The sequence below is a fragment of the Pseudoalteromonas sp. HM-SA03 genome (assembly GCF_002289345.1).
GTDB lineage: Bacteria > Pseudomonadota > Gammaproteobacteria > Enterobacterales > Alteromonadaceae > Pseudoalteromonas.
The window spans coordinates 43,720-58,256 of the sequence record NZ_NSDG01000076.1; the positions used below are offsets into that span (position 1 = coordinate 43,720).

General features: G+C 42.0%; 10 protein-coding genes. 6 read left to right on the plus strand and 4 right to left on the minus strand.

Going from position 1 to position 14,537, the window contains the following annotated elements; genetic code table 11:
* Positions 1 to 12 precede the first annotated feature (12 nt).
* Both CKO50_RS14830 and CKO50_RS14835 read left to right on the plus strand, forming a co-directional pair.
* Positions 13 to 3,165 (plus strand): efflux RND transporter permease subunit, encoded by a 3,153-nt coding sequence (locus CKO50_RS14830; RefSeq protein ID WP_095728789.1) that lies wholly within the window; start codon positions 13 to 15, stop codon positions 3,163 to 3,165.
* A gap of 130 nt (positions 3,166 to 3,295) precedes the next feature.
* Positions 3,296 to 5,353, plus strand: a complete 2,058-nt coding sequence (locus CKO50_RS14835; protein WP_095728790.1) for a S9 family peptidase — start codon at positions 3,296 to 3,298, stop codon at positions 5,351 to 5,353.
* A gap of 169 nt (positions 5,354 to 5,522) precedes the next feature.
* On the opposite strand, the gene CKO50_RS14840 is transcribed toward CKO50_RS14835, so the two are convergent.
* Positions 5,523 to 5,996 carry a Dps family protein gene (locus CKO50_RS14840; protein WP_010376518.1) on the minus strand — a complete coding sequence of 158 codons (474 nt, stop codon included), beginning with the start codon at positions 5,994 to 5,996 and terminating at the stop codon, positions 5,523 to 5,525.
* A gap of 401 nt (positions 5,997 to 6,397) precedes the next feature.
* Here CKO50_RS14840 and CKO50_RS14845 point away from each other — a divergent pair, with 401 nt between their 5' ends.
* A complete protein-coding gene (locus CKO50_RS14845) occupies positions 6,398 to 6,607 on the plus strand; it encodes a hypothetical protein (protein WP_095728791.1) in 210 nt (69 codons plus the stop codon).
* Here CKO50_RS14845 and CKO50_RS14850 read toward each other — a convergent pair.
* Together CKO50_RS14850 and CKO50_RS14855 are read right to left on the minus strand one after the other, a co-directional pair.
* Positions 6,604 to 7,245 (minus strand): alpha/beta fold hydrolase, encoded by a 642-nt coding sequence (locus CKO50_RS14850; RefSeq protein WP_095728792.1) that lies wholly within the window; start codon positions 7,243 to 7,245, stop codon positions 6,604 to 6,606. The two genes, CKO50_RS14845 and CKO50_RS14850, sit on opposite strands and share 4 nt — an antisense overlap.
* 104 nt (positions 7,246 to 7,349) lie before the next feature.
* The gene (locus tag CKO50_RS14855) at positions 7,350 to 8,504 is read right to left on the minus strand and encodes a porin (protein WP_095728793.1); all 1,155 of its coding nucleotides are present in this window, start codon (positions 8,502 to 8,504) and stop codon (positions 7,350 to 7,352) included.
* Between the two features lie 85 nt (positions 8,505 to 8,589).
* Here CKO50_RS14855 and CKO50_RS14860 point away from each other — a divergent pair, with 85 nt between their 5' ends.
* On the plus strand, positions 8,590 to 10,473 hold the full coding sequence (locus CKO50_RS14860; RefSeq protein WP_095728794.1) for a methyl-accepting chemotaxis protein: 1,884 nt from the start codon (positions 8,590 to 8,592) through the stop codon (positions 10,471 to 10,473).
* A 15-nt stretch (positions 10,474 to 10,488) separates the two neighbouring features.
* Here CKO50_RS14860 and CKO50_RS14865 read toward each other — a convergent pair whose 3' ends face one another.
* A complete protein-coding gene (locus CKO50_RS14865; protein WP_095728795.1) occupies positions 10,489 to 11,451 on the minus strand; it encodes a GlxA family transcriptional regulator in 963 nt (320 codons plus the stop codon).
* 846 nt (positions 11,452 to 12,297) lie between these two features.
* On the opposite strand from CKO50_RS14865, the gene CKO50_RS24035 reads away from it, so the two are divergent.
* Both CKO50_RS24035 and CKO50_RS14875 read left to right on the plus strand, forming a co-directional pair.
* Positions 12,298 to 12,879, plus strand: a complete 582-nt coding sequence (locus CKO50_RS24035; RefSeq protein WP_176474681.1) for a GGDEF domain-containing protein — start codon at positions 12,298 to 12,300, stop codon at positions 12,877 to 12,879.
* 127 nt (positions 12,880 to 13,006) lie between these two features.
* A complete protein-coding gene (locus tag CKO50_RS14875) occupies positions 13,007 to 13,873 on the plus strand; it encodes a hypothetical protein (RefSeq protein WP_095728797.1) in 867 nt (288 codons plus the stop codon).
* The last annotated feature ends 664 nt before the right edge of the window (positions 13,874 to 14,537 follow it).

Here is a 14,537-nt window from a genome sequence, read left to right on the forward strand (position 1 = left end):
CAAGGAGCGACCATGAGTGATATAGAAAATACATCGCAGCGCGGTATTATCGCTTATTTTGCGAATAATACGGTAGCGGCAAACTTGTTGATGGTCTTCATACTGATAATGGGTTTTATCAGTTATATGACTATCCAAAGGCAAATGTTTCCAAACTTTGAGATCAATTATGTGACGGTGTCAGCCGTATATCCCGGCGCGTCTCCTCAGGAAATTGAAGAAGGGATCTTGATCAAAATCGAAGAAGCATTAAAAGACGTTACAGAAATCAAAAAAGGGGTTTACCGTGCCGCTAGAGGTAGCGGTAGTGCGCAACTTGAAATCTATAAAGATGAAGACCTAACGGAAGTAGAAGATAAAATTCGCTCGCGTGTGAATAGTATCGCGACCTTCCCAGCGTCCATGGAGCCTGTGCAGGTTCAGCTTATAGAATTTCGTCAAGACGTGGTGAACATCGCGCTGGCAGGTAATCTACCGTTGAATGCCCTCAAGCCAATTGCCAAAGAAATCGAGGATGAATTACTAGAAATATCAACGATTTCACTGGTTGACCGTTCAACCCCGGATTACGAGATTGGGATTGAAGTTGATCCTGATGCTCTGCGTCGTTACAACTTAACGATTAGTGATGTAAGTAGCGCAATTAGACGTTATTCAACCAACATCTCAGCGGGTCAAATCAGAACTGAATCTGGCATTATTGCCGTGCGTGTTGAAAATCAAATGTACCGCGGTAATGAGTTTAGAAACATCCCTGTTAAGGTCGGTGATAACGGTGCCAAAATTTATCTTCAAGATATCGCAGAAATTAAAGATGGTCTAACTGAAGGTGAATATTACTTCCGTTTGAATGGTGAAAATGCGGTATTCCTGTCGGTTAAAGCGACCAAAGATCAAAATATGATCCCAATCGCGAAAGCGGTACATAAATATATCGAGGAGAAAAACGCTAAATTACCCGCAGGCTTAAGATTAGAACCAATCGTTGATATGACGTACTACCTAAATGCTCGACTCGAGATGATGAAGAGCAATATGTTACAAGGTGCGTTACTCGTTGCGATCATGCTGACTATTTTCCTACGCTTCAAATTAGCGCTATGGGTAATGATTGGCCTGCCAGTGTGTTTCCTTGGTGCGTTCCTATTTATGCCAGCACTTGGGGTCAGCATTAATATTGTATCGCTGTTTGCCTTTATCATGGTGCTTGGGATAGTGGTAGATGACGCCATCGTCATAGGGGAATCCGCCTACTCCGAAATTGAACGCAAAGGCCACAGCGTTAAGAATGTGGTGATCGGCGCTAAGCGTGTTGCAACGCCAGCAACTTTCGGCGTATTAACAACCATTGCTGTGTTTGCACCTATGTTGTTCTCATCTGGTCCTGAAAGTGCATTCTTTAAGTCAATCTCGGGCGTTATTATTCTGTGTTTGGTATTCAGTTTGATTGAATCCAAATGGATTTTGCCAGCGCACATTGCTCACACTAAGATTAAACCATTGCGTCCAAACAGTCGTCGAGCTGCATTTAACAAGAAGTTCTTCGCTTTTGTGAACGGACCATACCGACGCTTTATTCAGCGCTGTGTTGACTGGCGCTGGACTGTATTATTAACTTTTGTGGCGATGCTGGTATTTAGCTTTAGCTTGGTGACTTCGAATTTAGTGCGCTTTATTCCATTCCCGAAAGTGCCAGAGGATTATCCAAAGATCGAAATTACCATGAACGACAATGTGTCAGACGATCAAACCATTACAGCGATGCAGTCTATTGAGCTGATGATACGTAATGTCGATAAAGAGATTGCCCAAGAGTTCGGTCAAGGCATGATTAAGGATGTATATTCTTGGAACCAAAGCCGCACTCAGGGTGCTGTATTATCGACGTTAGTTGACGAAGAGCAAAGACCATTTACGGCTTTTGAACTTGCACGCCGTTGGCGCGAAGCAATGCCAGAGATCACAGCTGTGAAATCAATCATTGTGTATGACAGTGTTGGCGATCAAAGTGGTGGTGAGGGTGAATTTGGTTATCGCTTGCTAGGTTCTGATATCGAGACCCTTAATGCAGCGGGCAGACAGCTTATTTCAATGTTGCAGCAGCAGCCCGGGTTATTTGATATCAGCTCGAGTATTGACCCTGCGAGTAAGGAAATGCAGATCGCGCTTAAGCCAGTGGCTTATGAGCTTGGCTTGCAACTTGCTGATGTTGCGATTCAGGTTGGTAATAGCTTCTATGGTGGTGAAGCACAGCGTGTTATTCGTGATGGCGAAGAGATCAAAGTGATGGTGCGTTATCCTGAACTTGATCGTAAAGCCCTAGCCTCACTGAAACGTACTATCATCACAACGCCAAAAGGCAAAGAAGTGATGCTAGGCGATGTTGTAGAGTTTACCGAGAAGCCGGGTATCAATTATATTCGTCGTGAAGATGGCTTTAGAACGGTATATGTATACGGTAGCATCGATGAAGAGCTGATCGAGCCAGATGCCGTGGTTAAGAATATTGAAGAAAATATCTTACCAGAGCTACTTAAGCAGTTCCCAGACGTAAAAACTAAGCTAGGTGGTAGTGTCGAAGAGCGCCAAGCGCAAACCAGTGAGCAGATCTTATTCTTTGCTGCTGGTATGTTGATGGTTTATATCCTATTGGCTGTACCGCTTAAGAGTTACGCGCAACCGCTTATCGTGATGTCGGTAATTCCGTTTAGCTTAGTTGGCGCGCTATGGGGTCACTTAGTGTTTGGCTTAGATATGAGTACGATGTCTATGTTTGGATTGGTAGCCGCTGCTGGGGTTGTGATCAATGACTCCTTGGTAATGACGGATTATATCAACCAAGCGCGCGCCGAGGGCGTTAAGCTTAAAGAAGCGGTTATTGAAGCGGGTTGTGCACGCTTTAGGGCAATCACGCTAACCTCTATCACGACGTTTGCCGGTGTCATGCCAATCATCTTTGAAACGAGTCTACAAGCAAGGTTTGTTATTCCGATGGCGGTATCACTTGGCTTTGCAGTGCTATTCGCAACGCTTATCACGCTTGTGTTAGTGCCAGCCCTATACATCATCTTAACGGATGTGCAGGGGGCGGGTTCACGCTTAAAAGCGAAGATCAGACGCAAGCCTAAATCTGACGATAACCAACTAGAGAAAGCAGAAGCTTAGAAACACTCTTTTACACTCAATAATATAAAGGCCGCGCAGTGATGCTCGGCCTTTTTCTTTGCGCGCTGGTATGGCTCTTGAATCATGATACACTGGTGAAAAATAACGAATTTAGGATGACCACTTGGTGATGGAAAAAACTCAACCACTAGCCAAAAAGCAGCCGAAATCCTTGCTGCACCATAACCATGAGCGTATCGACAACTACTACTGGATGCGTGACGATGAGCGTAAAAATGCTGATGTGTTGGCACACCTCGAAGCAGAGAATGATTACTGTGAAGCCCAAATGGCACCTCACCAAGTGCTGCAAACCCAGCTGTTTGAAGAAATGAAAGGCCGTATCGTAAAAGATGATAGCTCTGTGCCCGCAAAAGATGGCAACTATTGGTATGTGAGTGAAGTGAGTGGTGATGAGGAATATGCTAAGTATTATCGCGCATCACAAGAAGATCTGTCGGATAAAAAACTTCTTTTAGACATTAATCAGTTAGCCGCGGGCAACGAGTTTTATGACATCGGTGATATTACTGTAAGCCCAGATGAGCAACTGCTTGCCTATAGTGAAGACACCGACGGCCGTCGAATTTACACCATCAAGTTTCTCGATTTAAACACCAATACATTGCTACAAGACGTGCTGCATAACACGGAAGGCCAAGTAATTTGGGCAAACGACAATAAAACCGTATTTTATGTCAAAAAAGACGAGCAGACGTTGCTCGGCTTCCAAGTGTATCGCCATGTGTTGGGAACGCCACAAAGCGATGATATTTTGGTGTTTGAAGAGCAAGATCGCCAATTTTATATGGGATTGGGTAAAAGCCGTGATGAAAGCACTATTTTTATCTATCTTGCTGCGACGGAAACGAGCGATCAGTTAATACTGGATGCAAACGACCCTTGTGGTGAGTTTAGCACTCTTATCCCAAGAGAAACTGGCCATGAATATGGCCTTGAAAAAATGGGAGAGTTTTTTTACATCCTTAGTAATAAAGACGCTAAAAATTTCCGTTTGATGCGTGCAACAGCGGCAACGATTGGTGATGTAGCGCAATGGGAAGAGTTAGTTGCTCATCGCGACCATGTATTATTAGAAGGTTTGGAGCTGTTCAACAGTCACTTTGTGCTGACTGAGCGTGAACAAGGGCAGATCCGCTTTGTTGTTCATGATTATCAAGGGCAGAGCTATCACCTTGGATTTGATGATGCTTGTTACTTTGCCACGGTAGGAAATAACCCCGAGCCAAGTTCAAGTAATATTCGTATTCACTATTCGAGCATGACAACTCCAAGCTCAGTGTACGATTGTGACTTAACCACAGGTAAGAAGGTGCTTAAAAAGCAACAGCAAGTGTTAGGTGATTTTAAACCCGAATATTATCACTCTGAACGTTTGCATATAACCGCAAGAGATGGCGTTAAAGTCCCTGTATCTTTGGTGTATCGAAAAGATAAGTTTAATCAAGACGGTAGTAATCCATTATTGCAGTATGGTTATGGTTCTTATGGCATTACTATTGATCCTAACTTCTCTAGTCAAATTCTAAGTCTGTTAGATAGAGGGTTTGTATACGCGATTGCGCATATTCGAGGCTCTGAGATGCTTGGTCGTGAATGGTATGAGCAAGGCAAAAAAGCCCATAAGCAAAATACCTTCAACGACTTTATTGATGTTACCAAGGCCTTGGTTGAACAGGGTTACGGCCATAAAGACAAAGTGTTTGCATCAGGTGGAAGTGCCGGTGGCCTGTTAATGGGTGCAATTGCAAACCAAGCTCCAGCGCTGTATTTAGGGTTAGGCTGCCATGTGCCTTTCTTGGATGTGTTAACTACCATGTTGGATGAGTCAATTCCATTAACCACCAACGAGTATGATGAATGGGGTAATCCGAATAATGAAGCGGACTACCAGAATATTTTAGCGTATTCGCCGTATGACAATATTGAAGCCAAAGCCTATCCAAATATTCTAGTCACCACAGGTCTGCACGACTCGCAAGTGCAGTATTGGGAGCCCATGAAGTGGGTTGCTAAGCTTAGAGAATATAAAACGGATGATAATGTGCTGCTCTTTAAAACCGACTTGGAGGCGGGTCACGGTGGGGCATCAGGCCGGTTTAAAAGCCTACATGAAAGAGCGCTAGAAATGGCATTCTTTATCAGCTTATTGGATGGTAGGTCGTAGCTTTAGCTCGACTTACATCCTAACTTTAGTTCGACAACAAGGAGATAAAAGATCGCGAGGTGAACTCGCTCCTACCAGAAAAGAACCTGAGTAGGAGTTGGTTCGTCTGTAGGTCGTAGCTTTAGCTCGACTCGTACACCCTAGCTTTAGCTCGACCTATCGGTCTATCTTAGTTTAAATACGCTTTAAGCATCCACACTAACTTTTCTTGCTCTTTGATGTAGTCGCTCATTAGCGCTGCTGTCCCTTCATCTTCGGCTTCACCCGCCTGTGCTAAAATTTCACGCTGCATAGAAATAAGTGTTGTGTAGCCATCAAGCAAGGTTTCTAGTGCTTGTGTACCATTGCTGATCCCTTTTGCTTCTTGAATTTTACTGGTTTCCAAATAATCAGAAAACGCATGCAATGGGTTGCCTTCAATCGTCAAAATACGCTCTGCGATTTCGTCGACTTTCTCAAGCAATAGCGTATAAATTTCTTCAAATTTTAGGTGTAGTTCAAAAAACTCACGACCTTTGATGTTCCAGTGAAAACCACGGGCATTCATATATTGAATTTGGTAGCTACTTAGTAGTGTATTAAGTGACGTTACTAGCGCTTGGCTCTTTGCTTTGTCTAAACCGATAGAATTAATGTTTGTCATGCGATGCTCCTTGTTGATTATAGTCAGTATGGCGCAACCGTAGGTAATTGCCCAATGATTAAAATCAAAGTGTTTAATCGGAAAAATCAATCAATAAAATAAAAACATATCAAATATTAATACAATATGACATTGGGATGAGCGTGGTAAAAAACAAGATAGAACCCCAAGAAGCGCTCAAAAATAACAAGGTGACATGAATACTCGGCAGGAATAAAGCTTGCCAACTTTTCCCTAAACCTTACCAGAGCGCATAGTTTTTGATCTAAAACAAGTGTTTAATCTCGTTCGTATTTCGGTGGTTTGAAACTTGATTTAGGTCAAAATATCACCGCACTATAAGCGCATAATCATTTCATCAAGACACAAAAAACCAGTGTCTACTACTTGAGGAAATGAGTATGAAAGGCAAAACAAAATCAGAACATAAAATGGAACTCGTCGTCGTTGTTATCGCTTTAGTAGCATTTGTTGTTGGGCTAGTGGGCCACTTAGCTGGTGCAAGTATCGCAAACTCAGACACCTTTGGTTATATCGCGGCACCAGTGCCGCTAGTAGTTGGTTTGATCGCTGTGATTGCTTACAAAGTGGCTGCAAGCGCAGAGCACTAAGGCCTCTCTAACAACTCGCAGATATAGTCCATTACCGCACGGGAATATATTAAGCTGGTATGGCTGAGATGAAATATTTTGTGCTCAGCCATGCCGTTGAGCTTGGTTTCTTCTAACAACACGGTACCATCCGACTGGCTACCCTTTTGTAGTAGTGGCATTAATCCAATGGGCAAGTCGCCGGCAATACTGTAAAGCTTGGCGTCGAAAGGCCAATCTTGATTGTTAGATAATAAAAATTCCACACTGTTTTTTAACAGTAACTCCAGTCCTTTGTCGTGCATATGCTTGGCAATGGCGCTGCCTTTATGTGGTGTCCCCAAGGTCACCACTTTCTTTACTTGCTTGCTCGTTTCAGAACCTCGCTCTAAATACGCCCTTGCAACTAAGCCTCCCATGGAGTGGCAAACGAGTGCGGCAGGGCGGTCGCCAACAAAAGTATCAATAGCGGCGCAAATCTCATCAATATTTGGCGTTAAGGTGTTATAGCTTAAATTGAGAATACGGTAGCCCGATTTACCTAAGCGAGCGCTAAGCGGTCGCATCACAAACCCGGACATGTACAAGCCATGCAGCACTACGATGCTTTCGATTTTGGCGCTCACGGTAATATTGAGTGGAATAGGAGAGTGGTTCATGCCGCCTCTTTAAACTTGAATACTTCTAAGTCTTGTGCGAGTGTACCACCCTCACTTGAATACTTGATGTATGAATCAATCCAAATTAGAAATTATTATTCTAACTAATCAAATTGCCACTCTTGCTTGTAATCGTACCTAAAGCCTATGGAAATGGAATCCATATCCACTTGATTATCAAAGGACTTGTTCAAATACTCCAAGTGTACTCTGAGCGGCGGTGTTGGTAACCACTCAAGTGTAACATTGTAGCCATCAAAGCTCTGATTTAGCGGATCGTGANACCCATCATCAAAATCAAAATATCCGGTCTTGAGCTTATAGTGTTTTGCGAGTTGATAGGCTAGAGAAAGATCAAAGGTGTGGCCTTGTCGAGAATCAAGGGCGTTCACGCGTTGATAGTCTTTGTCCTGATACGCCATGGCAGCGTAAAAGCGGGAGGTAAATTGATAAGCCAGCGCACCAGACCAAAGTTGGTTTTCGCCAATATGCTGCTCGTTATCGTACACATCGTTTTGTTGATAAGTAATCGCCGCATGTAAACCCGCGTTATCGTAACTTAACCCAGTGTTGAGTAAATCCGTTTGATTATCGCCCTTATCACCATTAAATTGGCCTGCGGCGATAAACGTCATTGGCCCCAATTCGTAGCGGTAAGTAACTAAATTATCAACGAAAAAAATACTCTCTGGATCGTAAGCAAACGGACTGCTAGAGTGATTAAAAATATCAACGTATTCGGCAATGAACAGATACTGTGCTGGCCTTTGCTTGCCGATACCAAATCGGCCATACGGCGTACCTAGCGCAGTATAAGCACGGCGCGATTTGCCAAAATTTCCTTCATTGGCAAGATCGATGCCCCATTCTCCATGAAGCTCGGCCTGCCAGCCCGGCATAAATTCATGAGTCACTTTAATCCCTGCGTGGGATAAGGCGTCACGAACATCCCAGTTACTTGCATCATCTTGATTAATTATGCCAAATGTCGGACGTATTGTGGCATAGGTTTTGAGCGTGGTTGAGGGCTCGGTAGGTGGTTTTACGGGGTCACTTTGTGGTGTTGATTTTGCCACTGGAGCTGCGGCCTTTGGTTCGCTATTTTGCGTCATAAACCGATCTTTTAACTCAGCCAATTGCCGCTCAAGATTTTCAATATCGGCCATGGTAACAGGTCGAACGGCTGCTAAAGCTGCTGAGGAAGTCAGTAAACAGGCTAGGCCAATCAGTGCGGTTGAGTTGCTCAAAGTAAAATTCATGGTTTTTACATCGCTCAGTTGCCAATAATCGAATTATAGACAACACTTTTGATATTCGAGCACTTTTTTATTCAGGCTGTTGAATATGAAGATCCGCACTAAGTTCTCTGTGACTTCTGCCATAGTGATCTTATTGATCATCACCACGACGACGCTTTCTACTTACTGGTTTGTTAGCGATTCGGTAAAAACAAAAACCCATGCCTATGTAACAGATAGCACGCAATTGCTGGCCGTGAGCATAGAGAATTGGCTGGCCGGTAAAGCAACGCAAATTAATGTGATAAAAAGTCAGTTAGAGCAAAACTTTAGCGATGATAACTTTCAACAAGCACTGAATACCCCGTTGTTTAAAAGCGAGTTTCTGCTTACTTTTGGCACTTTGGTTAATGAGGAAGGGCTCAGATCGAACAACCCCGCTCGCAAAAATCCTCCGGGCGTAGATTTTAGAGAGCGAGCTTGGTATCAGCTTGGTAAAAACCAAAATAAAACCGTTTATACCAGTCCATATACAGACGCGGCGACAGGTGAATTATTGCTGTCGGTGGTGTCTCCCATCATAGTGAACGGTAATTTTAAAGGGGTAATAGGGGGAGATTTAAGCCTAAAAACCATCGCCAATAGTGTCAATCAGGTTAACTTTGATAACACGGGCTATGCCTTTTTGGTCGACAAGTCTGGTAATGTCATTTCTCATCAAAACGCCGAATTTAATGGTAAAAAGCTGCAACAGGTATACCCAGCTTTACGCTTAGATAGTGTAGATGAGTTGCAAGAAGTGAATACCAAAGAAGGCAAACGGCTGTTTTACTTATATTCGCTCGATAACACTTTTGGTACGGACTGGTATTTGGCGGTATTAATCGATAAATCAAAAGCCTATAAAACATTAACTGAAATCACTATAAATTCTTTGCTCATTGCCATTTTAGCCATTGCTATCGGAGTATTCTGCGTACGGACTTTAGCAATTCATTTACTCCAACCATTACGGGATTTGGAATCTGCGATCACCGACATGGCAGGTGGAGGCGGTGACTTAACTAAGCGCTTAAAAATCGTTAACGAAGATGAGTGCGGCACGGTAGCGCAACAATTTAATTTGTTCTTAGGCTTTTTGCATGGGTTGGTAAGTAATGTAAAAGAACGTGCAGACGACGTGGTGATCAACAGTGATGCCGCCAAAGAGCTGTCGACGCATTCCTCACAGAAACTTGACCAACAAGTTAGCCTAATTGAAAACCTCGCTACCGCGATGAATGAAATGAGTACTACCTCGACCGAAATCGCGGGTAACGCGCAGCAAGCTGCAAGTTCAATCACCTCTGTAAATGAAAAGACCTCCGAAGGGCAAGAGATATTCTTTAAAGCGCGAAACCAAATTAATGCATTGGCTGATGATATTACCGCATCGTACGAGCTAAGTACGCAACTTGCGGAATATAGTCAAAATATTGAGAATATTCTTTCGGTCATCAATGGCATTGCTGAACAAACCAATCTACTGGCACTTAACGCTGCAATTGAAGCCGCACGTGCCGGAGAGCAAGGTCGAGGTTTTGCGGTTGTGGCCGACGAAGTACGTTCTTTAGCATCAAAAACGCAGGAATCTACCACCGAAATAAAGTCTATGATCGACCAGATCCAAGCCTCATCCATACAAGTTCAACAATCTATGGGAAGTAGTCGAGATAAAACTCAGCAGTGTGTTTCACAAACCGAGCAAGCGACACATATGCTAGAAGAAATCTCAGAAGCAGTAAAAGAGCTTATGGATCGCAATATTCAAATCGCAACCGCCATCGAAGAGCAAAGCGTGGTGATTGAAGAGATCAATAAAAATACAATACATATCAACGATATTAGCGTCGAAGTTGGCAGCTTTTCAGGCAAGCAATACAGCGCCAGCGAAGAGCTCGCTAAAAACGCCCATGAACAAGAAGCACTGCTGTCTAAGTTTACGTTGTGAGCTTGAAATAACGGATCACAACGCATGATCGTTGTTATAGCGGCAGCGCCATTCTGTTGGTGAACAGCCTGCATAGCGCTTGAATGCAATGCGAAAATTCACAACAGTACCAAAGCCACTCAGTTCAGATATCACATTGATATTAAAAGTGGTTGTTTCGAGTAAGATTTGCGCCCGCTGCACTCGCAATTCTCGAAGCCACCTCATGGGAGATTGGCCAACGTATTTATTGAAGTTTCTAGTGAGTGCTCGGCTTGTCATACAGGCGTGCTCAGCTATTTCAGCGAGCGTAAGCGGTTTATGATAGTTGTGTGAGAGCCATAATTGCACCCGTTGAATGTCATTTAAGACATTATATACAGGTCGATATAATTGAGGGTGTGAAAAACTGCGCTCAAGAGGCATTACAAAACGTTCCGCAACTTTGTTCGCAAGCGCTGCTCCAAAATCACATTTAATGATGTGTAGACATAGGTCTTGTCCGGCAGAAAGGCCGGCCGATGTGATAACTTGTCCTTCGTCAACGTATAATACGTCACGCAATATATCGACCGCCGTGTGGTGTTGCTCAAACTCTGAAAAGACATCCCAATGCGAGGTAGCCCGTTTTCCATCTAAGACACCTGATTTTGCTAAAAGTACTGAGCCATTACAGATAGAAACGATGCGAGAGCCTTGTTGATACGCGGTGCGAATTGCACGGAGAACATTTTCATCATCATAGGCAGTCGGTGTATATAAGCCCGGAACAATTAATGTGTCATTAGCGCCGATAATTGATAAAGGCTGTACATTCTCAATGGTAAAACTATCGCTTTGAACTTGCCCTTGGCTACCTACAAATTGGATATTATAGCTTGGTTGCTCGCATTCTTTTGTTGCAACAAAAAACATTTGGTAAGTCACGGCTAAATCATATGGTACAAAGCCATCGACAACTAAAATATGAAGATTAATCAGAGTGGATTCACAACTCATAACGACCACTTAGCTTATGATGATATATTAATAGTTAGCACAATATTAATGGTAAAGGGAACTCTAGGACATTGATGTTGACTTTTTTCGATGTTAATTAGTCCTTGTTCGTTCCTACTTCATTCATTGTTTATTCTAAACTTTTAAATAAAAGGACTTATTGTTTTTATCAAAGAGAAAAACAATAGAGTGTAGACCTTTGGCCTACTATTTTGGTTGCAGCTTCAATTTCAATACTGCTGCGGTGATTAATCAATGAAGCTAGAGGTAGGTGTCGTTATGTTTCATTTGGTGCATACGGTTGGGTTGACGCTATATTTATTTTTGTTGGTATTGTTACTTGCTACCAGAACCGTGCCCAGAACACCTTCCGGAGCTGGGTTTTGGTCGAGCGCTATCTTGTTTGCAATTGCTTCACGAGTTTGTATTTTGCTAGGCGAACTTGTTATTTCAACAGAGCTAAGTAGTAACTTTTATCTCGTACTTAACCTTTTTGAGAAGCCAATCCTATTAGTTGGAGTATGCCGATTCTTTAAATTGAATTGCGTAAAAAGAAGAGTTATTCAATTATTTAGTTGTGTGCTTGGTACGCTGTTTATAATTTCAATCTTAAACTTATCTCCTTGGTACTTTAAGATCCTCTGTGCAGTGGTTAACTTTTCTTTTTTATTTTATATATTTATGCTTTTTTTTGGAAAGAAAAAGCCATATTTTACCTGTGTGTATCGGTTTATCTCCCTTGCAGCCCTTATTCTCTCGATACATTGGTTGGTTTCTTACCCAATAATCTATTATTTCCCTGACTGGGGAATCTATGGTTTTATTCTAGGTACTATGGTGAATTTGGTGCTCTATTTAGCTTTATTGGCATCAGTACTTATTACTTTCCAACGCCGCCTGCTCAAGGCTGAAAAGCATGCACTGAAACTTGCTTATCATGATGCACTTACTGGGCTTAAGAATAAGCGTTATCTGACTAACTTTTTTAATCAGGCGAACATTTTTGCCAATCGCCCACATCAGTTAACCGCGGTATTTTACATTGATTTGGATAACTTTAAGCCCATTAATGATAGCGGTGGTCATAAAGTTGGTGACGAAGTGCTCAGATGCATAGCAACAAGACTAATCGCTAGTACACGAAGTACCGATATATGTGCTCGAATTGGAGGTGATGAATTTATTGTAATCGCAACACAGCTAGACTCAAAAGAACAAGCAGAGATTATCGCTAGAAAGTTACTCATCAGTATCACACAAGAGGTTGAAGTTGAACATCAGGTGTATAAAGTTGGGGGGAGTATTGGTATTAGCTTTTTCCCTACTCAAGGAGACTGCATCGAATCATTGATCGAAAAAGCTGATAAAGCAATGTATGCCGTTAAGTCTTCTGGCAAGTGTGGTTATAAGTTATTTAACCACAATTAGTGGTGTTTTGTGTTGCTGACAGTTGGTATTCATACTCTTTTATTGTTTCCTGTAGTATGGAGAACCAATGTTTTGTAAAAGTAAAAGAGACTTCTTCTCTGAATTGGATAGGCTAAGTTGAAAGGTTATGAGATTTAACGGAATAAACTTTAAGAAATATATTATTGTTCTGCTAGCGATAAGTGTTATTTTTATTGTTGTGATTGCAATTATACAGCCAGTGTTAATCAAAGCTGTATGGGCTAAATATAAGTCTACGGATCACTTTTTAACTCTCCAGATTGATAGACGTATCAGATACGAAGCTTCAGCAGAAAGCAATGCCTTTCGTGTAAGTAAAGCTTTGAGTGAGAGTCAGTATGTAGTAGAGCATGTACTCAAGGCGAAATTTAGAAAGCCAATCGCGGTTTATGTGTGTGCTAGTCAAAACTCTTTCAATGAATATGTATTTTTATCCAAAAATGTTGTTGGTGCAGTATATTGGGGTAAATTATTTTTATCGCCAAATGCATTTCATAGCAGTTCGATTGGGAGGTTACTTAATCATGAGTTAACACACTACCTTTTTTACACCCATCTTGGGGATAAGGCCCATGTTGAAAAAGTACCTTTATGGTTCAGAGAAGGGGTCGCTGAGTTCGTTGCAAATGGAGGGCAAGATTATACTAAAGGCAAAGAGATTTTCGAGCTAATGAATGAAAATGAGGTAAATACCTATTTGTCGGGAGAGTTGAATTATTGGTTTTTATCACAGGATGCAAGTGATGCTGTAACAAAAAATGGGGTGGTTAACCGGGTGTCGTACAGGGTTGGTGGGTTATTTGTGCATTTCATCTATGACCTAAGCCCTAAACAATTTAACGAATTAATACAGTTATTATTAACAGGAATTGAGTTTAGTGATGCGCTTCAAAGTACTTATGAAAAAAGTACTCATTCTCTACTTAAGGAATTTTCTCATTACCTAACTCAGGAAAGCGGTTTATCTGATTAAATCAATCGTTACATAAACGCTACCTTGCAAGGGTTATCTTGGTATTTCTAGAACATTACCGACTAAAACTAATTCAAAGCAACAATAACCAATATAATAATTCGTGTACTCGAATTCGCATTTACAGTTGTGATTATCATGTCAGTCCGCTAAGCCTTCTACCTTGCTATACCAATTTATTGCAAGTTATCGCTTTAGTTTTCAGCTGTTTAGGATAAGGAAAAGTCGCTTAGGTTTAGCAATTATCCCCTCACGATGCTCACTATATGGCTAGTGGATTATCGCTCGTATAATCGCGAGTTGAAATTGGGTCTGGTGGCTTAATTTCAAACGAGATCATATTGCAACAAGTAACTTATCAGCGAGGTCAAATTGGGACTCTAAGTTAGCTTTGAATAAAAACCTTCCTAAGGCAGATAAAACATTGTAGAGAACAAAAGATTGGAAACTATGTTTGGAAAGGGTGCGAAACAATAAGCGAAAATTGCGCTAATGGGTTCACCAAGCCATTAACCCAATCCTGTCAATTTATAGTAGAATAGCCAACTTAGTGATGAGGTACTGCGGCTGTATTAAAAGCGTTTAGTACCCTATGTTGTATCCTACACTTATTTCACGCTCCGTATGAACGACGTTATGGTGTGTGAGTTTGGCAAGGTGTTCA